At 70.6% G+C, this 20934-nt stretch carries 23 protein-coding genes; 10 read left to right on the top strand and 13 right to left on the bottom strand.

What is annotated here, in order from left to right; all coding sequences use genetic code 11:
- Nucleotides 1-7: 7 nt before the first annotated feature.
- The 7 genes from IG99_RS28855 to IG99_RS28825 all read left to right on the top strand — a co-directional run bounded on the left by IG99_RS28855 (nucleotide 8) and on the right by IG99_RS28825 (nucleotide 4553).
- On the top strand, nucleotides 8-550 hold the full coding sequence (locus tag IG99_RS28855) for a thiamine pyrophosphate-binding protein (RefSeq protein WP_051865995.1): 543 nt from the start codon (nucleotides 8-10) through the stop codon (nucleotides 548-550).
- Between the two features lie 2 nt (nucleotides 551-552).
- Nucleotides 553-1101, top strand: a complete 549-nt coding sequence (locus tag IG99_RS28850; protein WP_037678811.1) for a thiamine pyrophosphate-dependent enzyme — start codon at nucleotides 553-555, stop codon at nucleotides 1099-1101.
- Nucleotides 1102-1127: 26 nt separating this feature from the next.
- Nucleotides 1128-1388 (top strand): phosphopantetheine-binding protein, encoded by a 261-nt coding sequence (locus IG99_RS28845; protein WP_037678808.1) that lies wholly within the window; start codon nucleotides 1128-1130, stop codon nucleotides 1386-1388.
- A complete protein-coding gene (locus IG99_RS28840; protein ID WP_037678805.1) occupies nucleotides 1385-2407 on the top strand; it encodes a FomB family phosphonate monophosphate kinase in 1023 nt (340 codons plus the stop codon). Before IG99_RS28845 ends, IG99_RS28840 begins: the two co-directional genes overlap by 4 nt.
- Nucleotides 2404-3258, top strand: coding sequence for an EamA family transporter (locus tag IG99_RS28835; RefSeq protein WP_037678802.1), 855 nt, complete (start codon nucleotides 2404-2406; stop codon nucleotides 3256-3258). The genes IG99_RS28840 and IG99_RS28835 overlap by 4 nt, the downstream gene beginning before the upstream one ends.
- A gap of 10 nt (nucleotides 3259-3268) precedes the next feature.
- Nucleotides 3269-3745 carry a CYTH domain-containing protein gene (locus tag IG99_RS28830; RefSeq protein ID WP_037678799.1) on the top strand — a complete coding sequence of 159 codons (477 nt, stop codon included), beginning with the start codon at nucleotides 3269-3271 and terminating at the stop codon, nucleotides 3743-3745.
- A gap of 85 nt (nucleotides 3746-3830) precedes the next feature.
- Nucleotides 3831-4553, top strand: coding sequence for an HAD family hydrolase (locus tag IG99_RS28825; protein ID WP_078947956.1), 723 nt, complete (start codon nucleotides 3831-3833; stop codon nucleotides 4551-4553).
- 55 nt (nucleotides 4554-4608) lie between these two features.
- Here the strand turns inward: IG99_RS28825 and IG99_RS28820 are convergent, their stop codons facing one another.
- Nucleotides 4609-4986 carry a winged helix-turn-helix transcriptional regulator gene (locus tag IG99_RS28820; protein WP_037678797.1) on the bottom strand — a complete coding sequence of 126 codons (378 nt, stop codon included), beginning with the start codon at nucleotides 4984-4986 and terminating at the stop codon, nucleotides 4609-4611.
- A gap of 70 nt (nucleotides 4987-5056) precedes the next feature.
- Between IG99_RS28820 and IG99_RS28815 the strand changes: the two genes are divergently transcribed.
- Entirely contained in the window at nucleotides 5057-5956 is a 900-nt protein-coding gene (locus IG99_RS28815; protein ID WP_078947955.1) for an NAD(P)-dependent oxidoreductase, read from the top strand.
- A gap of 33 nt (nucleotides 5957-5989) precedes the next feature.
- On the opposite strand, the gene IG99_RS28810 is transcribed toward IG99_RS28815, so the two are convergent.
- From IG99_RS28810 to IG99_RS28775, 8 genes are all read right to left on the bottom strand, one after another.
- The gene (locus IG99_RS28810; protein WP_037678794.1) at nucleotides 5990-8008 is read right to left on the bottom strand and encodes a HelD family protein; all 2019 of its coding nucleotides are present in this window, start codon (nucleotides 8006-8008) and stop codon (nucleotides 5990-5992) included.
- A 41-nt stretch (nucleotides 8009-8049) separates the two neighbouring features.
- Entirely contained in the window at nucleotides 8050-8673 is a 624-nt protein-coding gene (locus tag IG99_RS28805; RefSeq protein WP_037678792.1) for a TetR/AcrR family transcriptional regulator, read from the bottom strand.
- 61 nt (nucleotides 8674-8734) lie between these two features.
- Nucleotides 8735-10939, bottom strand: coding sequence for an aminoglycoside phosphotransferase family protein (locus IG99_RS28800; RefSeq protein WP_234311990.1), 2205 nt, complete (start codon nucleotides 10937-10939; stop codon nucleotides 8735-8737).
- A gap of 98 nt (nucleotides 10940-11037) precedes the next feature.
- A complete protein-coding gene (locus IG99_RS28795; protein WP_234311989.1) occupies nucleotides 11038-11880 on the bottom strand; it encodes an ATP/GTP-binding protein in 843 nt (280 codons plus the stop codon).
- 186 nt (nucleotides 11881-12066) lie between these two features.
- On the bottom strand, nucleotides 12067-12831 hold the full coding sequence (locus IG99_RS28790; protein ID WP_234311988.1) for an HAD family hydrolase: 765 nt from the start codon (nucleotides 12829-12831) through the stop codon (nucleotides 12067-12069).
- Entirely contained in the window at nucleotides 12828-13802 is a 975-nt protein-coding gene (locus IG99_RS28785; RefSeq protein ID WP_234311987.1) for a phosphotransferase family protein, read from the bottom strand. Before IG99_RS28785 ends, IG99_RS28790 begins: the two co-directional genes overlap by 4 nt.
- A gap of 254 nt (nucleotides 13803-14056) precedes the next feature.
- The gene (locus IG99_RS28780) at nucleotides 14057-14869 is read right to left on the bottom strand and encodes an HAD family hydrolase (RefSeq protein WP_234311986.1); all 813 of its coding nucleotides are present in this window, start codon (nucleotides 14867-14869) and stop codon (nucleotides 14057-14059) included.
- Nucleotides 14869-15747 (bottom strand): GntR family transcriptional regulator, encoded by an 879-nt coding sequence (locus IG99_RS28775; protein WP_078947952.1) that lies wholly within the window; start codon nucleotides 15745-15747, stop codon nucleotides 14869-14871. The genes IG99_RS28780 and IG99_RS28775 overlap by 1 nt, the downstream gene beginning before the upstream one ends.
- Before the next feature lie 160 nt (nucleotides 15748-15907).
- Between IG99_RS28775 and IG99_RS28770 the strand changes: the two genes are divergently transcribed.
- Complete coding sequence (locus IG99_RS28770) at nucleotides 15908-16096, top strand: hypothetical protein (RefSeq protein ID WP_037678785.1); 189 nt, start codon at nucleotides 15908-15910, stop codon at nucleotides 16094-16096.
- 39 nt (nucleotides 16097-16135) lie between these two features.
- On the opposite strand, the gene IG99_RS28765 is transcribed toward IG99_RS28770, so the two are convergent.
- The 3 genes from IG99_RS28765 to IG99_RS28755 all read right to left on the bottom strand — a co-directional run bounded on the left by IG99_RS28765 (nucleotide 16136) and on the right by IG99_RS28755 (nucleotide 19346).
- Nucleotides 16136-17059: a winged helix-turn-helix domain-containing protein gene (locus tag IG99_RS28765; RefSeq protein WP_037678783.1), complete on the bottom strand. Its 924-nt coding sequence runs from the start codon at nucleotides 17057-17059 to the stop codon at nucleotides 16136-16138.
- Between the two features lie 308 nt (nucleotides 17060-17367).
- On the bottom strand, nucleotides 17368-18621 hold the full coding sequence (locus IG99_RS28760; protein ID WP_037678780.1) for a GNAT family N-acetyltransferase: 1254 nt from the start codon (nucleotides 18619-18621) through the stop codon (nucleotides 17368-17370).
- A 107-nt stretch (nucleotides 18622-18728) separates the two neighbouring features.
- Nucleotides 18729-19346 (bottom strand): RsiG family protein, encoded by a 618-nt coding sequence (locus IG99_RS28755; protein ID WP_037678778.1) that lies wholly within the window; start codon nucleotides 19344-19346, stop codon nucleotides 18729-18731.
- Between the two features lie 168 nt (nucleotides 19347-19514).
- Between IG99_RS28755 and dtd the strand changes: the two genes are divergently transcribed.
- Complete coding sequence (dtd, locus tag IG99_RS28750; protein WP_037678776.1) at nucleotides 19515-19940, top strand: D-aminoacyl-tRNA deacylase; 426 nt, start codon at nucleotides 19515-19517, stop codon at nucleotides 19938-19940.
- Nucleotides 19941-19959: 19 nt separating this feature from the next.
- Here dtd and ygfZ read toward each other — a convergent pair whose 3' ends face one another.
- Nucleotides 19960-20925, bottom strand: coding sequence for a CAF17-like 4Fe-4S cluster assembly/insertion protein YgfZ (gene ygfZ / locus IG99_RS28745; RefSeq protein WP_037678773.1), 966 nt, complete (start codon nucleotides 20923-20925; stop codon nucleotides 19960-19962).
- Between the last annotated feature and the right edge of the window lie 9 nt (nucleotides 20926-20934).

Genomic DNA, 20934 nt, shown 5'->3' with positions numbered 1-20934 from the left:
TCACGTCATGACCGTCACCCAGATCGAACCGGCACCGGCCGGGCAGCTGGAAACCCCCGCACAGCAGCTTGTCCGGGCCTTCGCCGAGCGGGGGTTCACCCACTTCACCGGGGTGCCCTGCTCGCTGCTCAAGGGCGTGTTCAACGTGCTCGAAGGCAAGCAGGCACCGCTCGCCGATGGCCTGACCTATCTGCCGGCGCCGCGTGAGGACTCCGCGCTCGGCGTCGCCTCGGGGCTCGCCGCCGCCGGAGCGAGGCCCGTGGTCCTCATGCAGAACTCCGGTCTCGGCTACTCGCTGAACGTGCTGACGTCGCTGAACCTGATCTACGACCTGCATGTGCCGTTGATCGTCAGCTGGCGCGGTCACGACGGCAACGACGCGGTGGAACACGACGTGATCGGCCGTGAACTGACCAATCTGCTGGACGTGTTCGACCTGAAGCACACGGTCTTCGACCCGGAGAAGCCCTACGCCTCGGTCGACCGGTGCCTGGCGAAGGCCGAGGACGGCCGGTTCACCCCCGTCCTCATCGTGAAGGAAGGCATCTGACCATGTTCGGTATCCAGGACGCGATCCGCGAGGTCACGGAGAAGTTCCCCACCTCGCTGTATGTGTCGACCTGCGGGTTCATCACCCGCGACCTCTACAACACCGCCGACCGGCCGCAGAACCTCTACCTGGTCGGCTCCATGGGCATGGCCGCCCCCGTCGGTCTGGGTGTGGCCCTGGCGCGCCCCGACAAGCACGTGGTGGTCCTCGACGGCGACGGCTCCTTCGCGATGAACCTCAGCGTGCTGCCGTTGATCGCCGAGCACGCCCCCGACCTGGTCCACGTGGTGCTCGACAACGGACTGCACGAGAGCACCGGCGGCCAGCGCCCGGTCCGCATCGGTGACCCCGCCGCCCTCGCCCTCGCCGCGGGCTACTCGGCCGCGTTCAGCGTCGACTCGGCCGAGGGCCTGGCGGCCGTGCGGCCCGAGCGCGGTGTCACGTCCCTGGTGCACGTGAAGTGCGCCCCGCGCGGCGCGCACGCCGGCCGGCGCGTGCAGTGGACCCCGCAGCAGGTGGTCGAGCGCTTCCGCGCCGAAGCGGTCGCCTGAGCCCCGGCCCGAAAGGAACACGCGTCATGGAAGAGACGACCACGGCCCTGGAGCAGGCGGTCCGGGAGATCCTGCTGCCCCTCCTCGGCCCGTCCGCGGACCCCGCGGCCATCGGCCCCGACACCGACCTGTGGCAGGCCGGCCTTGACTCGCTGGGCAGCGTGTCCCTGATGGCGGGTCTGGAGGACACCTTCGACATCGAGTTCCCCGACGCCCTGCTCACCCGGGAGACCTTCTCGACCGTCGGCCGGATCGTCGCGGCGGTCGACAGCCTGGTGCGCTCATGACCTTGAACCTGCGCGAGCTGCCCAGGCGTTCGTCGAAGCTGGTGGACCTGAACCTGCTGAAGATCAGGATCTCCTCCAACCTGCCCGAGTTCGACGCCTACGCGTACTTCTCCCGCGAAGTGCCGCCCACCGAGGCCGGTGAACCCGCCGACTACGAGATCCACTGCGTGGACCTCGACCGGGACGCCTTCGACCCGGAGGAACTGCGGGCCCGCGCCGACCGCACCCTGCGGGCCAAGCGGTTCAGGGCCGGCTACTACCTGAACCACATCTTCGGCGCCCCCGCCCACCTGATCACCGAGGGACACCGGTCGTACGTCTTCGGGCACCGGCTGGAGCGCACGGTCTGGCCCTACTTCGTCAAGCGGATCCTGACCGACTTCGCCGTCGACCACGGCTACCTCCACCTCAAGGCGGGCGGGTTCGCCTTCGACGACGGCAGCGCCACGCTTCTCGTCGGCCCCAACGGCGGCGGCAAGACGGTCTTCTTGACCCAGGCGTGCCGCGCCGGGGCCCGGTTCCTGACGAACACCCACGTCCTGGTGCGGGACGGGGTCGCCTTCGCCGTCCCGTCCACGGTCCGGATCCGGCGCGGTGCCGACTTCGACGAGCTCATCGAACGGCACCGGCTCACTCCCCATGTGGAGAGCGGCGACCACCTCGCGCCCCCGGAGCTGCTGTTCCCCGGCACACCCGCGGACACCGGCCGGATACGCAACATCGTGATCACCGACCACGACCCGGCCGGCCACCGCGGCTTCGAGCGCATCTCCCCCGACCAGACGGTCCTGTTCCTGGAGCAGTTCGCGTCCGCGGTGACCAACTACGGTCTCAAGGACGACCTCCTCGCGCACTTCGGCGGGGACTTCGAGAAGTTCACCGGCGCGCTGGGCACGATGAGGAGCCGGCTGGCCGAGCTGGTGGCGGGGGCCCGCTGCTTCCGGGCCAACGTCGACATGCTCGACCCGTCCAGCAGGTCCGAGGTGCTCGCCGCGCTGGCCGCCGGGCCCGCCGGGTGACGCCCCTGGTGGCCCTGGTGGTCCTGCTGGCGGCGGTCACCCACGCCGGCTGGAACGCGATCACCCACCGCATCAAGGACGAACTCGCCGGACTGACCCTGGTCGGAATCGGCCGCACCGCGTCGGGCGCGCTCCTCGCGGCCTGGGCCCCGCTGCCGGCGGCGGCCGCCTGGCCCTTCCTGATCACCTCCGTCGTCCTGCACGTCGGATACCAGGTGGCGCTGATCCGGTCCTTCCGGCTCGGCGACTTCGGCCAGGTGTATCCGATCGCGCGCGGGGTGGCCCCGATCGTGGTGACCCTCTTCGCGACCTTCGTCCTGGGGGAACGGATGGGCGCCGCGGCCACCACGGGCATGGTCCTGGTGACCCTCAGCCTCGTCGGCCTCGCGCTGTGGGGCGTCCGCGGCCGGTCGGGCCGGCCCCCGCAGTGGCCGGCGATCGCCATGGCGTCCACGACCGGGCTCACCATCGCCGCCTACACCCTCGTCGACGGCGTCGGCGTGCGCTCGGCCGGGGCGGCCCTCGGCTACATCGGCTGGCTGATGGTGCTCGACGGCACGGCCATCCCCGTCTACGCCACGGTGCGGCTGCGCGGCGGCCTCGCCGAACGACTGCGGCCCGTGGCGGTGCCCGGACTGCTCGGCGGGGTGCTGTCGGTCGTGTCGTACGGGCTCGTGCTGTGGGCCCAGACCCGGGCCCCGCTGGCGCCCGTCGCCGTGCTGCGGGAGTCCAGCGTGATCGCCGGCGCGGCCATCTCCGTCTTCATCTTCAAGGAGCGGTTCGGGGCCGCCAGGATCGTCGCGGCCGGCGTCATGATGGCGGGCATCGCCCTGATGCTCGGAACCACCTGAAAGGAACGGCATGGGCCGGGAGATCGAGCGGAAGTTCCTGGTACGGGGCGACGGCTGGCGCGCACTGGTCACCAGGACCACGCTGCTGCGCCAGGGCTACCTCTCCACGGACCCGCACCGCGAGGTGCGGGTCCGTGTCACGGACGACACGGAGGCCTTCCTCACCGTCAAGGCCAAGCGCCCCGGCCCCGAACGCGCCGAGTTCGAGTACCCGATCCCGGTGCCGGACGCACGGGAACTGCTGGCGCACCGCTCCGGCGGGCTCGTGGAGAAGAAGCGCCACCACCTCGCGACGTCCGAAGCCGGCGAATGGGTCGTCGACCAGTACGTCGGAGCTCATACGGGCCTGATCGTCCTGGAGATCGAATGGGAAGACGTCCAGGACGCACAGGACGCTTCGCTCGTCCTCCCGCCCTGGGTGGGCGCCGACGTCACCGGCGACCGCAGATACTCCAACGCGGCGCTGGCGGTGGCCCCCACGGTCTGAGAACGGGTTCGACGCCCTCTGGGAAAACCATCACCTCGGAGCTGACACTCTCCTCGTGACTTCTGAGACGACGCAGACTGAACGGGTGACGGCGGAGACCGAGAACGAGAACGAGCGACTGCGACAGCTGATCACTCGTGCGCGAGTCGTGCTGTGGGACTTCGACGGGCCGATCTGCAACCTCTTCGCCGGGCATCCGGCGGAGCAGGTCGCGAACGACCTGGTGGACTGGCTCGGCGGCCGGGGACTGCACGGCCTGCTCACCGACGCCGAACGGCAGGCGCTGGACCCGCAGACCGTGCTGCGCGCGCTGCACCGGCGGCACCGCCACAGCGACCTGGTCGCCGAGGCGGGGGAACGCCTCACCCAGGCGGAGTTGAAGGCCGCGGTCTCGGCCAGACCGACCGCGTACGCCGACCCCCTGATCCGCACCTGGACGGCGGTCGGCTCACGGCTGGCGATCACCACGAACAACCATCCGCGGGCGGTGGTCGCCTACCTCGACAGCCGCGGTACCACGTCCTGCTTCGCGCCCCACGTCTACGGGCGCACCGAGGACCCCCACCTCCTCAAGCCCGACCCGGACTGCCTGAACCGCGCGCTGAACGCCATGGGCTGCGAGCCCTCGGCCGCGCTGATGATCGGGGACGCCCCCACCGACTTCGTGGCCGCTGCGCAGGCCGGAGTGCCGTTCCTGGGCTACGCGCGCAACGAGCGCAAGGCCAAGCCGCTGAGGGACGCCGGGGCCCAGTGCCTCGTGGACTCCCTGCTGCCCGTGCTGGAGTCGGTCAGGACCGGCCGATCGTAGGTACCCACTTTTTTGTGGGTACTTGGCACCGCCCGCCGTCCCGGCGAGGCTGGTCTCAGGTGGCCGACGCGGCCGCCGGGACGGGGGATGCGGAGGTGCTTTCGGCGAGTCTGTCCAGACGCCGGTGGCCCCAGTCGGAAAGGGGGGCGATGGCCTCGGACAGGTCCCGGCCGAATCCGGTCAGGGAGTAGACGGTCTTCAGCGGCAGGACGTCGTGCACCTCGCGGTGCACCAGCCCGTCCTCCTCCATCTCGCGCAGTGCCTGAGTCAGCACCTTCTCGCTGAGCCCCGGCAGCCGCCGGCGCAGCTCACCGGGCCGGTGCGGGCCGGACTCCAGCAGCCACAGCAGCGAGGTCTTCCACTTGCCGTCGATCACGGCGATCGCGGCAGTGACTCCACAGACGTTCAGGTCCTTGGCGCGCTCGCGCGACATCCCCGCCCCATTCGTCAGCAATCGTCGGTCTCAGTCATCGTAACCGTACTCATTTTCAAGGGAGTTGAGCATGTCCTCCATGCCTGCCGACCAGTCTGCCGTCACCGTCACCGTGCTCGGTCTGGGCCCGATGGGCCGGGCGCTGGCCGGGGCGTTCCTGGACGCGGGGGTGCGGACCACGGTCTGGAACCGCACCCCGGGCCGGGACCGGGAGCTCGTGGAGCGCGGGGCGCACGGCGCCGGGTCGGCCGCACAGGCGGTCGCCGCGAGCGGGGTGACCGTGGTCTGCGTGGTCAACTACGACGCCGCCGACGGCATCCTGCGCGACGAGGCGGTCACGGCCGCGCTCAAGGGCCGTACGGTCGTCAACCTCACCGCCGACACCCCCACCCGGGCCCGTTCCACGGCCGACTGGGCGGCCGCGCACGGCATCCGCTACCTGGACGGCGCGATCATGACCGCGACCCCGAGCATCGGGAAGCCGGACGCGGTGTTCCTCCACAGCGGCCCCGAGGACCTCTACCAGGAGGTCCGGCCCGTCCTGGACGCCCTCGGCGGCTCCCACACCCACCTCGGCACGGACATCGGCCGGGCCGCCGCCTACGACATCGCGCTGCTCGACGTCTTCTGGACGGCGATGGTCGGCTACGTGCACGCCCTGGCCGTGGCCCGGGCCGAGGGCATCACCGCACGCGAACTCGCCCCCTTCGCCCAGGGCATCTCGACCATCCTGCCGCCGCTGTTCGCGGAGTGGGCGGACGACGTCGACAGCGGCTCCTTCTCCGGCGAGGGCAATCCCATCACCTCCACCGTCTCCACCATGGCCCACGTCATCGAGACCGCCGAGTCCCACGGCATCGAGGCGGGCGTGATGCGCGCGGCCGAGGGCCAGGTACGCCGTGTCATCGCCCGCGGCCACGGCACCGACGGCTACACCCGCGTGGCCGAGCTCCTCGGCGGCAAGGCGTAGCGGCGTCGGGGCCGGGGTCCGCCCGTCGCTCCCTCAGAACGGCAGTGGGCGGTCGTGGACCACGTCGAGGTGGGAGACCGCTCGGGTCAGGGCCACGTAGAGGCGGTGGGCTCCGCGTTCCTCCGCCTCGGTGATGGCCGCCGGTTCCACGGCGACGACGTGGTCGTACTCGAGGCCCTTGACGAGTCCGGCCGGTACGACGGTGAGGCGGGCGGCCGGGTCGTCGGGGCCCGCGGGCCGCAGGCCGGCGGTGCGGAGGGCCTCGCGGATGCGGGCTGTGTCGGCGTCCGCGGTGATGACGCCGACCGAGCCCTCGCGGGTGAGGGCGTCGCGTGCGGCGGCCACGACCGCGCCCGGCAGGTCGCCGGCCGCCTCGCGGATGCGCAGCTCGCCGTCGCGGCGCAGGGAGCGGGCCGGAGGGACGTCGACGTCGAGGCGGTCTAGGAGGCGGTTGGCGAGGGCCACGACCGGCTCGGGGACGCGGAAGCCGGTGGTCAGGGGGATCACCGGGGTGTCCGGTTTCCCCAGGTGGGCGAGGAGGGCCGGCCAGGAGCGGGCGGCCCACGGGGTGGTGCCCTGGGCCAGGTCGCCGAGCACGGTCAGCGAACCGAAGGAGGCCCGCCGCGCGATGGCCCGGCACTCCATCGGGGAGAGGTCCTGCGCCTCGTCGACGACCACATGGCCGTACCCCTCGGGATGTTCGACGAGCCCGGCCACCTCGTCGAGGAGGACGAGGTCCGCGGCCGACCAGCGCGCGGACTTCGGCGAGCGAGGCGGCCGGGTCCACAGCAGCGCCTTCTGCTCCTCGGCGTCCAGCAGTCCCTCCGCCGCCCGCGCCAGTTCGTCGGGGTCGGACAGGAGCGGGGCGACGACCTCCTCGGGGCGCAGCCTCGGCCACACGGCGTCGACGTACGCGTTCAGCGCCCGTGACCGTTCGACCTTCCGCACCCACGCGCTCGGAGTCGGTCCGCTGCGCCGCTCGGCCTGCTCCTGGATCCGCCGCACGATCCGGGACCGCACGCGCTCCCGCCCGACGCCGTACGGCGGCTCTTCCGCCCGCACCCCCGCCACGATCCGCGCCAGCTCCCCGGCGCTCACCCGCCAGCGGTACGAGCCGTCCGGAACGGTGAGGTCACCGGCCTCGCCGTCGGCCACGCGCGCGTACAGCGCCCGCCGCAGCACCTCGGCCATCCGGGCGTCGTGCTTCACCCGGGCCGAGCGCTCGTCGTCGGTCCCGGTGACGGGGTGGCGCGCGATCTCGTCGGCGAGGGTGGACTGCCGTACGCCGGTCTCGCCGAGGGCGGGCAGCACCTCGGAGATGTAGGAGAGGAAGGTGCGGTTGGGGCCGAGGATGAGCAGACCGCCACGCCGGATCCGCTGGGGGTGGGTGTAGAGCAGGTAGGCGGCGCGGTGCAGGCCGACGGCCGTCTTGCCGGTGCCGGGAGCGCCCTGCACGCACGCCGAGACGGTGAGGTCCTCCCGTACGAGGTCGTCCTGCTCCGGCTGGATGGTCGCCGCGATGTCCCGCATGGGGCCGACCCGAGGACGTTCGATCTCCCGCGCGACGATGTCGCCCGGTCCGGACTCGCCCCGGCCCAGGTGCTCGTCCTCCAGGCCGGTGAGGTCGGCGGAGTCGCCCCGGCTGCCCGGCGCCCAGCCGAAGCGCCGGCGGACGGCGACGCCCCGCGGGTCGCGGGCGCTCGCCTGGTAGAAGGCACGGGAGACGGGGGCCCGCCAGTCGACCACGAGGGGCGGGGCGGCGGGGTGCTCGCTGATCCGCAGGCGGCCCACGTGGTAGTTCAGCCCGCCGTGCTCGCCCCCGGAGAAGTCCAGCCGTCCGAAGAACAGCGGCCCCTCGGGCAGTTCCTTCAAATCCTTGGCCCGGCTGCGCAGCCCGTACCCGAGGACCTCGGCGTCGGCACCGGAGGCGGAGACGTCCTCGCCGGTGACGACCTGTTCGTCGGCGCCCTCGATCATGGCGGCGAGTGCGGAACGGCAGGTGTCGTGGTGGACGCGTTCGGTGTGCAGTTCGCGGTCAAGGCTCGACGTCATTCCACCGAGCGTACCCGATTAACGTAACCGGGTTACATTTTTTACCGAGGCTCGGTTTTCTGTGCGAGCCACGGCAGCGCCTTCTCCAGCCGCGCGAACGCCCGCTCCGCAGCCGCCACCGCTTCCTGGCTCACGTCCTCCACCCGCTCCCCGCCCGCGATCCGCCGCCAGTTCTCGAGAGCCAGCACCCGCTGTACGGCGATGATCTGACCGGCGGCGAGCCGTGCGTCCAGGTCGCCGCCGAGCGCCTCGGCGAGCGCGGCCTCCGACCGCTCCAGGTAGCCGTACTGGCGGGCGACCAGGGAGGGAGTGCTGTGCAGGAGGGTGTGGAACGCGAGTACCTCCGGGTGGTCGTTGAGGCCGGTGACGGGGTCGAAGCGGTCAAGCCCGTCGAGGAAGTGCCGGCGCAGCGCCCCCAGCGGGGAAGGGCCCTGCGTGGCGACCCGCGCGGCCTCCCGCTCATGGTCGGCGAATCGGTACAGGACCAGGTCCTCCTTGGCCGGAAAGTACCGGAAGAGGGTGGGCTTGGAGATCTCCGCCGCGGCGGCGATCTCGGCCACGGACACCGCGTCGAACCCCTTCTCGATGAAGAGCCGCACGGCGATGTCCGACACGGCCTGGTACATCCGTTGCCTCTTGCGCTCCCGCAGCCCCATCTCACTCATGCCGCCGAGCCTACGCACCGCCCGGGCCGGCGCCCCCGGCCCCGGCCCCGGGCTGCCGGCCTCAGGCGAGATCGGCGGGGCTGCGGGCAGGCAGGCCGAGGAAGCCCATGGCGGCCGCCAGAGTCATCGGGTACGAGTCGACGGCCCGGCGGACGTTGGGGACGTCGAGGCTCGCGCCCGTCACCAGGCGGTCGAGGTCGACGTACGCGGAGCGCACGAGCTCGAGCCAGCGGTAGACGTGCCGGTCCCGCGCCCAGTTGACCGTGTACTCGGCGGGCAGACGGGCGGCCCAGCGACGGAACATGCGATCGCGGATCTCCGGCCGGGTCGGCGTGAGGTGCATGTGCCGGACGAGGTCGTAGAGGGGGTCGCCGATCAACGCCATCTCCCAGTCGATGATGGTCAGCGCGAGGGCGTCGTCCCGACGGACGAGGTTCCACGGGTTGAGGTCGCCGTGCAGCAGGGCGGGCATGCGCTCGCTGACCGTGAGGCGGCTCAGGATCTGGGCCAGCCGGTGTGCGTCGGGCAGGCCGAGAAGCCGGGCCATTCCCTGGGTTTCCCTTGGCAACTCCGCTACCAGTTCCACGAGTTGACCGCACAGCCAGATACAGAAGTTGGCCTGCCCAGCAGCCGGGTCGACTTCCAGGTACCTCACGTGCCGCAGGGAGCAGAGCTGGTCCACGAGCCCGTCCGCCTCGTGCGGTCGCAGGCCGTTCACCGGGTGGCCAAGGGGGCGGCCGGTGTCGCGCGGGCCGACGTAGGTATGAATGGCGAAGGCGTCACCGCCGAAACTGCTGCCCAGGGCGAGGACCCTGGGCGCCGTCACCCCCTCCACCGCCGAACGGTGGATCGCGTTCAGCACCGCGTGCTCGCTGAGGAAGACGCGCTCGCGTCGGCGGACGTTCGGCAGTCTGCGCCGTACGACAACGGGGAAGTCGGCGTCCGGCACCCTGACCACGGTGTTCAGGTGGGCGGTGCCCTTGAAGACCAGGTCCGCCGCTGCGGCTCCCTCGGCCAGCAGCGCGTCGCGCACGGCGGAGTCGGGGAAATCCGGGCGCTCAGGGAGCCGGAGGTCGGGCCGCAGGACGAAGGCGCGTGCGACCCAGCCCCGGCCGGTGCGCACCTCGCTGTTGCGCGAGGCCAGCCAGCGGAACAGGGCGCCCTGGATCTCGGGTGCGTCCGGCACGCTCCGCAGCCCGAGCAGCCGCGCCGCCGGCCGCAGGGCCCGCAGCACCTTCTCCGTCGCCTCGGCGAGGCCCGCCTCCCCGGGCGAGTCCTCCAGCGACCGCGCGGCGCGCATGACGTCGGGGTAGACGGCCTGCGTCCGCTCGAAGTCGACGTAGTGGGAGAGGTCTTTGCCGATTCCGTTGGCGGCGGAGGGGCGGACCTGCTGCATGGCCCTGGCCCAGGCGTCGACGACCTCGTCCCACTGGCCCTGCGGGTACCGCATGCGCACGAGGTGGGTGGCGAGGTCGTGGAGGGGATCGCCGTAACTGGCCAGCTCCCAGTTCACGATGTGGAGCGGGGGGCCATCGCGACGGCCGTCGAGGATGACGTTGCCCCGGTGCAGGTCCGTGTGGATCAGGCCGTACGGCCGCCGCGCCATGGACGGCACCCGCTCGGCCAGCCGGACGAGGGCGTCCTCCGGGATGCCGAGCGCCTTGAACAGACCACCGAAGACGTCCCAGTTCGGCTTGCGGATCTGCGCGTCGGCGAGCCGGGCCAGCGTCCTCAGGAAGCCCTGACTGTCCGTGTGGTCGCTGGGCCACACGGCGGGCAACCGCGGCAGCGCGCCGAGTCCTACCTCGGTGGTACGGGCGAGGAACTCGGCCAGCTCCTGAATGTGGACGGAGTCGACGGGTTTCCCGTCCGGGCGGACGGCGGACAGCGGCAGGCCCTCCACATGGGTGTGGATGGCGAAGCCGGGACCCTCATCGAGGCAGCGCGGCACCTGTGGCAGCGTTTTGATCGCGTCGAGGATCTGCGGCTCGGCGCCCCAAGTGCGGATCACGAGGGGCAACGCTCCGGGACGCGGGGTCCGCACGGACACGGGGGTGCCGGGGGCCACTCCCAGCAGCGGCGCGACGCTCTCCGTCGCCGGCATGACGTGAGCGAGGCTGTGGTGCCCACCGCTTTCGCGTCTGCCGTGTTTCACGGCCCGTTGCGCGAACTCGCCGATGACGCCCGTAGGACGCGGGGCAGCGCCCGTACCGAGTCGGGGCCGGACGACGAGGTCCGACACGACCGGGTTCATCGGCTGCCTCATGCGATCCCCCACCCCGATCTCTGCTTGTGCCGCCGAGCCTACGCACCGCCCGCCCGTCGCTGCTTTGCTTCCCGTCCGGTCGAAACCGAGGGGCTGGGTCAGGACGCTGCCGAGGAACCGTTGGGATCGCCGGTCAGGGAGTTCGCGGGCAATCCGTGAGCCGCGTTCCAGAGGGTGTCGAAGAATGTGCGGCGACGGTCGATGATCTCGCGCGCCCGACGTCCGTCGTCCCTGTGCCAGTGTGTCAGCAGCGAGTCGTGCCCGATGAGATCCAGCAACTGATCCCCCTCTCGGACGTCCGAGCTGTATTCGTCGGGGCGAAGTTCGATCTTGTCGTAGATGCCCTCGAACACCTGGTCGCTGTTGATCAGGTAGAGCTTGAGCGAGGGCGACATATGCATGACGCGAAACTCGATGGACAGCCTGCCCTGCCCGTGGTGCTGCATCCTGCCCTTCATTCTCTTCAGCTCTGCCTCGTACCCACTGATCTGCTGCACCAGGTACCGCCGGAAACCGACCGCGTCCGTGACCTTGCCGTCCGCCCGTATCAGGCCGGGCACCTGAATCTCCTGGGCGAAATCGGGGACCAGGACACGGACATTGACCTTGCGGTCCGAATTGCGGGGCAGGCTTCCCAGCAGCTGTTTCAACGGGGGAGCGAAAGTCTCTCCGGTGAAACCGATCACCGCGAAGTCGACTTCTTCCCCGTCGCGGAGCGCCTCCCTGAATTTCTCCACCAGCGCCTCCGGGGTGACCTGCGCGCCCGCCCCCGGCTGCTGGGACGAGCTCAGCCGCTCGATCATGTCCCGCAGGGTTTCCGTCATCTCCCGCTGGGCCTCATGGGCCGTGTTCAGCCGCTGTACCTCGCTGTAGAGCACATAGCCGACCAGGCTCAGCAACGCCCCGCCGATGTATGCCTTTCCCTCCAGCGCGTCACCCACCGGCTTCACGAACTGTGCGATCAGACCGACGACGAAGACAGCCAGCAGCAGAAGCCGGGAGAGCGTGCTCTCCGCACGCGCCCAGCCGGACGCGACTCTGCTTCTCAGCGATGTCCCTGCCACCAAATCCCCCGTCCGACATGTGCGTTGCTCCGAGCCTGTTCATGGTGCCCGGTGGAACGGCTGTCAGGAAGAGGACGCCGGAATCATGAGGGACAGGAGGTCGTAACGGGAGAAGACGAAGTCCGCGCCCGCTTCCCAGAGCCCTTTCGCCTCGTCCGTGTCCGCCGCGTACCCGGCGAAGGCCACACCGGCGAAGTCCGCCGCTCGGTGGTCCGTCGCCGTATCGCCGATCATCACGGCCTCGTCGGCCCTCGCCTCGAGCCCCTCCAACGCCCGCAGCAGACAATGGGGATTCGGCTTCAGCTGCCTGGGATCGTCGGTGCGGCCGTAGACGTGACCCGCGAAATACCCGTACAGTCCCGCCCTCTTCAAAAACACGGCCACTGCCGAGGGTGAATTGTTCGTGGTCACCGCCATGCGCACACCCGCGCTCCCCAGTCGCCGCACCAACAGGTCCGCGTGCGGCGTGGGTGGCGCGATCGCCGCGGCGGCCTGTTCGCCCGCCACCAGCAGTTCCTCCAGCTCGGCCACGAGAGCGTCCCCATGACGGGCCTGATCCACGGCCCGCAGCACAGCCTGCGGATCGATGGACACCAAGGCGTCCGGCGGCAGCAGATCCAGGGCGCCGCGCGCGGCGAGGTGCCTGCGCAGTACGTCCGCCAGAGGAGCCGACGCCCCGTCCGGGAAGAGACGGCACAGCGGCCCGTCGAAGTCGAACAGCACACAGCGCCCGCGTCCGATGTGCCGCGACAGCTCCCGCATCCCGCCGGGGTCGTCGAGGATTCGTCCGTCCCCGGGCCCGGTGTCCTCCCGACGCGCAGCCGTCACTGCGACACCACGGACGCGCCGTGCCAGTCGCGCAGGGCCGTCACCACGCGCTCCGCCCCCCGCACCCGCGCCAGCCCCAAGGGCCGTTGCGCCAGCTCCAGGGCGCGGGTGACGCGTCGGGCGGCGGACCGGAAGTGCTCCTCCTGCGGGTCGGACGGCAGAGCGAGTGCCGCGCGCATCACGTCGGTGAACACCGACTGCGCGTACTCGAAATCGACGTAGACGGGCAGATCGGCCTCCATGCCCTTCGTCAGGTCACCGCAGCCCGCCGCCAGCATGGCTTGTGCCCACAGTTCCGTCATGCGAGCACGTTCCCCGGCGTCGTATCCCATGCGCACCATGTGCGTGGCCAGGTCGTGCAGCGGATCACCGAACGTGGCCAACTCCCAGTCGATCACTGCGAGTTCCTCGCCCCGGACGATGACGTTGGCCCGGTGGACGTCGGTGTGGAGAAGCCGGAAGGGGCGCGGAGTCAGCCCGCGGTGCTCCTTGCGGAACACCTCCATCGCCTCCTCGGGAATGCCCACATCGTCGAAGAGCCTGCCGAACCGGTGCCGGTTGGGACGGTGCACGTGGTGTTCCGCGAAGTCGATGAGCCAGTCGAGGAAACCCTCGCTGTCGCCGTCCTGCGGCCAGCCGTCGGGACGCTCGGGCAGCTCGTGGGCCGGCACCTGCGCGGTCCTGACGAAGAACGCGGCGAACGCGCGCATGAGCTGGTCGTCGACGGCACCGTCCGGGTTCCTCTCGCTGAGAGCCTTGCCGGCCAGATAGGCGTGCAGCGAGCGCTCCCCGCGTTCCCCCAGTACGGCCAGACACCGCGGCACCTCGCTCAGGTACCGGCAGACGACGTCGAGAACGTCGGCCTCGCGGGCCCAGATGCGCGGCACCACCTCGATCGTCTCCAGCGGAACCCGGTACTTCAGGCGCGCGAGAGGCATGGCACCCAACAGCACGGCGAGTCCGACACCCACCCGCAGAACGTAGTTCGTGTTGTGGTGACCCTTGAGTACCCGACCTCGGCCTCGGCGCCGCGCGGACTCCACAAGACGGTGCACGAGCGCCTGACGCGCTTCCTGTGGCAGAGGTGGCATGGCCGCAGAGGGTAGCGCCTCTTTTCCGGAATGCTCGCACCGGGCACGTGGCCGTGCCGGAGAGGCCCGGGCCGCATCCTGCCGCGCACATCCTCTTCGCGCACGTCCGGACCGGGCATCCCCTCGTCTCCCACCTATTCAGGTCTGCGCGGCCCCGTGCACGAAACAACCCGTTCGGCGTCCTCCAGAGCTCGTCCCCGGACCACCTCCAGCAGCAGACTCAGAGAGCTCACCACGTGCTCCGCCCCTGCCTCCCTGAGCAGTTTCGCCTTCCGCTCGTTGCGCGCATAGCCGACGAAGGCCACGCCGGCCTCGCGCGCGGCCTGGACGTCCGAGGGAGTGTCACCGATGAACAGCGCGGCGGACGCCGGCGTACGCAACGCCTCCAGGGCCCGCTCGAGGGTGTCCGGGTCCGGCTTGAGCAGGTGCAGGTCCTGCGTCCGGCCGTAGACGTGCCGGCCGAAGCACTGGACCAGTTCACGGCTCGCCAGATACGTGAGCACCGCCCGCGCGGAGTTGTTCGTGGCGATGGCCAACCGGACGCCCGCCGCGGTCCAGGTCTGTATCAGGATGTCGGCGTACCCCGTGGGCATGGCCGACTCCGCCGCCCGCAGTTCTTCCCGGGTGAGACGTTCTTCCAGCTCCACCGCCAACTCGCTGCCGGGAAGCCGGCGGTCGACGGCGCGCAGGACGACGTGTGGATCCAGGCTCTCCCGCTCGGCCCGCGTCAACAACCCGCTCGGTCCGTGCCCCTCCAGCCAGTCCGTCAACTCGACGGCCACGTCTTCCGCCGCGTGTCCGGCGAAGAGCCGGCAGATCGGCCCGTCGAAGTCCCACAGCACGACCCGGGCGCGGATGGTCAGTTCCCGGAGGGTCTCCGTGTCCGGGTCCGGTTCCTTCTCGGTCTCTACAGCTGCCTGTTCGGTCTGCGTCGTCTCAGAAGCCACTAGGAGAGTGTCACGTCCGAGGTAATGGTTTCCCAGAGGGCGTCGAACCACTTCTGGGATTCCTTTACGAAGGCGGCGTCGCGTTGACCGGTTCGTTTGACGAAGGAGAAGAGCAGCGACTCGGATCCGAGGGCGTCGTACATGTCGAGGGTTCCGGTGTCCCACTCCTCCTCCCGCCGGGTGAGCGTGTAGTAGCCGATCAGCGCCTCCTCCTCGTTGAGCAGGTACAGCTTGACCGGCGGGGTGAAGGGCAGCGCGCGGAAGGTGACATGGACGTCGATGCCGTGCGTGGAGCGCAGGGCGAGCAGGTTGTGGCGCAGGACCTGGCCCTGGGCGTTGCGCATCGACAACCAGCGCCTGTGGACCGGGTCCTCGTCTCCGTCGACCTCGACCGAGACGGGAAAGGCGAGGTTGATCTCGCGGGACGGCACCAGAATGCGCACGTCGATCGCCTCGGGACGGATACGGCCCTCGTGGATCAGCCTGAGCGGCACACCGAGTGCCAGCATCAGGGTCTCCGCGGTGTGACAGACGGTGTCGACCCGCACCCGCTGCGCGGAGAACGCCTCCACCAGCCGTGGCGCGAGCCCCACCATGGTCGGCTGGGGTTCGTCACGCGCCGGAGCCGGCTCCGCGATCCGCGGTGGGCTGCCCTTGCTGACGTTGCTGAGCAGGCCGTCGTCCTGGAGCGCGCGCAGGGCCTGGCGCACCGTGCCGCGTTCCACGCCGAACTCATCGGCGAGCTCGGCCTGGGTGGGCAGGCGGTCCCCCGCCTTGAGCTCCCCGGCGCGGATCCGTTCGCGGAGCACGTCGGCGATCTCCTGGGGCGCGATCCTTCTGCTGCCGTTCACTGCCACGTTCTCCTGAGTCACGACCAAACGCTACAACTTTGATCCATCTATGTGGAGTTGTTTGAAAGTTGTTTATAGGTAGCTGCCAAGTGGGGACAACCTATACAGAGTTGGCTGCCAACTTCAGGAAGTTGGCGGAAGTTTTGCCTCCGCTCGTCACAGCCCGGCAGCACCAAGGAGGACCATCATGCCTGCCTTCGCCCTCCTCTCCGCGTTCTTCATCGTCGGCTCCGAACAGGTCATCCAGGTCAAGTACGGCGTCGCCGGCGCCATCGGCATGCTGCTGCTCACCGTCGGCATCAAGGCCAAGAGCCCGGCCGTGAGCTCCGTCGGGGCGGTCGTGCTCGCCCTCCTGGTCGCGGGGCCCGCCCTGTGAGCGGTACGCGTCGACCGGGTCAGCCTCCGTGGGGGACGATTAGCTCGTGAGCACCAGCTCCGAACTGATCGTCCCCCACAGTGCGTTGAACCACAGGCGGGACTGTTCCACGAACGTCGTGTCACGCGGCCCGGCGTCCCGGGCGAAGGCGAACAGCATCGACCGGGTTCCCTCGGCGTCGTACAGCTCGAGGTTCTCGTGGTCGATCTCCTGCTCGCGCCGCGTCAGCGTGTAGTACGCGAAGAGCGCCTCGCAGCCGTTGAGCAGGTACAGCTTCACGGGCGGGGTGAAGGGCAGCGCGCGGAAGGAGACGCGCACGTCGATGCCGTGCGTGGCGCGCAGGGCCAGCAGGTTGTGCCGCAGCACCTGACCCTGGGCGTTGCGGTGGGCCAGCCAGCGGTGCTGCAGCCGGTTGTGCTCGGCGGTGTCCACCGGGGTAGGGAAGGCCAGCTCGATGTCCCGGCTCGGCAGCATGACACGGACGTCGATCTTGGCCGGTTTCAGCTCCCCCGCGTGGATCCGGCGCAGAGGTTCGCCGATGGCGAGCGTGAGGGAGACCGAGGTCAGACAGAGAGCGTCGACCTCCACGTGGGAGGCCGCGAACGCGTCGGCTATGCGCGGGGCGAGGGCCACGGTGGTGGGCAGCGGCGGCGCGGCCGGACCGGCCGGAATATGCCCGCGCCCCAGGTCCGGAGCGACGGTGGCCGGGCTGCCCTTGGAAACGTTGGTGAGCAGGCGCTCCGCCTGGAGGATGCGCAGGGCCTGGCGTACGGTCCCGCGCTCGACCCCGAACTCGTCGGCCAGTTTCGCCTGGGTGGGCATGCGCTGGCCGGGCCGCAGCACGCCGGACCTGATCCGGGTGCGCAGCTCGTCGGCCACGTCGTGGTGTGACTTCTGTGGCCGATGTGGCCTCTTCCGTCCACTGACGGGGGCGTGTTCCGGGTCCACCACAAAACAGTACAACTTCCCGCCATCTTTGGGCAGTTCACGGGAAGGTGGTTATAGGACGCTTCCAAGCGGAGATAAGTACAGTGAAGTTGGTCGCCAACTTCAACGACATGGTCAAACTTGGAGGATCGGGCTCCCTTCCGGAGGGGAGCCGGGAGCCCGGCGTCGGCACAGTCACAACTCCACAGGGCAGGGCACAGTCACAACTTCACACCGACAACTCCACACCGACAACTTCATGCAGCTCGAAGGAGCACGGCTCACCAGAGCACAGCTACGGATGCGGTACTTCCCCACCGTCCCCACCGTCCATCGGAAGGAGCTCAGAACATGTCCGGGCACCAAGGCCGCCTGGACGTACGCAGCAGGGCGTCGGCCACTCGGGCGGCGCCCGCTCGTTCTTCGCGCACCCGGCCCAGCGCCGCGAGCCGCACCGCCGACTCGTCGCCCAGCCACAGCGTCGCCAACTCCCGCACATCGAGGACGAGGTCGGCGCCGCGCGTGGTCCGCGTGCAGGACGCCCCGTCCGCCGACGCCTCCAGCAGATAGCGGCCGCCGGCCAGCCCGGCCCCGTCGGCGACCTCCAGCACCAGCGAGCCCTCAGCGTCGTACGTACGCGCCTCCAGGGCCCGTACGACGTCCAGGAGCCGCACCCACAGCCAGTCGGCCTGCGTGGTGCTGCTCGCCGCCCTGGGGTCGGGCAGGAAGAACGGAAGCAGGTCGTCAGGGGCCCGCCAGCCCGACTTCACCCTCGCGATCCAGTCGATCGAGCACAGGTACAGCCACAGGGCCCGCTCGGCGGCCGGGTTCGCCGCGAGCAGCCAGCTCACGGTGGCGGTGTTCAGGGGCTGCTTGGCGTCGCCCCAGTGTTCGTCGGCGCGGTACGACACCAGGCCGTCGACCTCGCCGCCCGGCGAGCGGTGGACCGCGTAGAACGGCTCTGTCCAGTTCTGGATGAACGGGACGACGCCCGTGTTCACCTTCCACCAGAGTTCGTCACGGCTGACGGCGCCCGGCTGCGCCCCGCGTACCCGCTCGTGCAGTTCGGGGCCCAGCTTGCGGACGTCCTCGCCCTCCACGATGTCGATCCGGCTGCCGTCCCGCGGACCGGACAACCGCGGGTCGAGGCCGGACCGCGGCACGTCGACGGTCCACTCGGTCATCCAGGTGGCCGGGCCGAAGCCGTAGCGGCCGTAGATCGGGTACTCGGCGGCGATGAGCGTGGCGACCACGTCCTCGCGGTCCTTCGCGGCGGCCAGGTCCTGGCTCATCATGCGGGTGAGCAGGCCGCGACGGCGGTGCGTGGGCGTGACCGTGACACCCGTGACGGCGTTCGCGGGAACGGTCGCGCCGCCCACGGCCGTCAGCTCCTGGGCGAAGGACTTGAAGGTCGCCACACACCGGGCGCCCTCGAAGGCGCCGAGGTAGCGGCCAGGGACGAACTGGGTGCGGCGGCTGTCCAGTTCGGCCTCTGAGGTCAGGGACGAGCGCAGGAAGCCCGTGTTGAGGGCGCGGAGCCACTCGGGCAGCTCCGCCTCGGTGATCGGACGTACGTCGATGTCGGTGCGGGGGGTCATGGGGCCACGGTAGGACGGTGGCGGTCGGGGTGTCGTGAGGATTTCCCCGGGGCCCGCACGCCGGGCTCCCCGCCGCACCGTCCCTCACGTCGGCCTCACGCCGTCCCTCACACCAGCAGGTCGTCCACCTGGGCCTCGCCGTCGCGGTAGCGGCGGGTGATCTCGGCGCCGCAGTCGTCGGCGGTGCGCTGGAGGCGCTGGCGGCGCAGGGAGACCTGCCGCTCGTAGCGGACGAGCCGGCCCATCGCGGAGTTGAGCTCGACGTCCGTGCGCGCGCCGAGGTCCGACAGTTCGACCTCGGCGAGCATGTCCGAGGCCAGCCGCCGGTACTCCTCGTTGTGCGGGGTGCCCAGGGTGACGTGGCGGGCCGAGGAACGGTGCCGGGCCGGGGCGTCCGTGAGGATCTCCGGGAGCCGCTCGACGACGGACGACTCATCTGCGTCCACTACCGACGTGGGGCCGCGCCGCGCCAGCTCCGCCCGCAGGATGTCGATCCGTCCCTGGAGCAGCCGCCGCACATAGCTCAGATCGGCCTCGTCGCGCTGGGCGTCCCGGCGCAGGGTGCGCAGCTCGGGCAGGCTCAGCACGGTCAGGTCGTGCTCGGGCGGATCCACGGACAGCAGCGGGCTGTCGGTGCGCTGCACGGGCGGCCGGGGGCTGTCGCGGTCTCCCCTGTGGGTCAACGAGACAGCCCCGGGCGGCTGCCCGGTACTCGGTGTGCTCATATGCCTCTACCGTCCCCTCGACCGGCGTGTGGCAGCATCGTGCCACCCCAAGTGGCCCCTATGTGACCGAGTGCCCCCGAACGGCCCCAGATGGGGGCTTAAGGATCAAAAAGCAGCCTGGTCCGGACCATACGCGGACCGCCGTTCGTCACCCGGCATGATGGTCGTATGCGTGCAGTGGTGCAGAGGGTGGACGGCGCGAGCGTCGTCGTGGACGGCGAGACAGTCGGGGAGATCATCGGCGAGGGGCTGTGCGTCCTGGTCGGGGTCACCCACGAGGACACCGAGGAGAAGGCGGCCCAACTCGCCCGCAAGCTCTGGTCGGTGCGGGTGCTGCACGAGGAGAAGTCGTGCAGCGACATCGACGCCCCACTCCTGGTGATCAGCCAGTTCACCCTCTACGGCGACGCCCGCAAGGGCCGCCGCCCCACCTGGAACGCGGCCGCCCCCGGCCCGGTCGCCGAGCCCCTCGTCGACGAGGTCGTCACCCAGCTCCGCGCCTTGGGCGCCACGGTGGCCACCGGCCGCTTCGGCGCCCACATGCGCGTCTCCCTGACGAACGACGGCCCGTTCACGGTCCTCATCGAGGTCTAGGGGCTGTCCGGAGCCCGCTCTACGGCTCCACGACGGTCTCCTGCGCGGCGGCCGTGGTGTCGGCCATCAGGGGGGCGTCCGCCGGTACGTTGCGCTTGATCAGGGCGAGGGCCACCGGGCCGAGTTCGTGGTGGCGTACGGACGTGGTGATGAAGCCGATCTTCCGGCCGTCGGGGCTGTCGTCCGCGAGGCGGAGCTCCGTGCCGCGGGCCGGCAGGTGGACCTCGCTGCCGTCGAGGTGCAGGAAGACGAGCCGGCGCGGGGGCTTGCCCAGGTTCTGCACACGGGCGACCGTCTCCTGGCCGCGGTAGCAGCCCTTCTGGAGGTGCACCGCCGTGCCGATCCAGCCCAGCTCGTGCGGGATGGTGCGGTGGTCGGTCTCGAAGCCGAGGCGCGGACGGTGCTGCTCGACCCGCAGCGCCTCGTGGGCGAGGATCCCGGCCGCGGGACCGGCCTTCTCGGCGTACGACTCCAGGTCGGCGCGCGGCAGGAACAGATCACGCCCGTACGGCGTCTCCCGCACGACGACTTTGTCCGGCACCTCGGTGATGGAACCGGCCGGCAGGTGCACGACCGCGAACTCAGCCGTGCGGTCGGCGACCTCGACGCGGTAGAAGAACTTCATCGACTCCAGGTACGCGATCAGCGCTTCCTGGGTGCCGGGCTCCACGTGGGCCCAGACCGTCTCGCCGTCGTCGACGAGGTAGAGCGCGTGCTCGATGTGACCGTGCGCGGAGAGGATCAGCGCCTCGGTGGCCTCGCCGACGGGCAGCGCGCTGACGTGCTGGGTGAGCAGCAGGTGCAGCCAGCTGAGCCGGTCGTCGCCGGAGACGGACAGGACACCGCGGTGCGAGAGGTCGACGAAACCGGTGCCGTCGGAGAGGGCGCGCTGCTCGCGGAACAGGTCGCCGTAATGGGCGGCTACGCCTTCGTCCACACCCTCGGCGGGGACGGCGCCGGGCAGGGACAGCAGGGGGCTTTTCATATACGTAAG

Source organism: Streptomyces griseus subsp. griseus (assembly GCF_000720255.1).
Lineage (GTDB): Bacteria > Actinomycetota > Actinomycetes > Streptomycetales > Streptomycetaceae > Streptomyces > Streptomyces griseus_I.
This window is presented reverse-complemented; position numbering and strand designations above follow the sequence as displayed.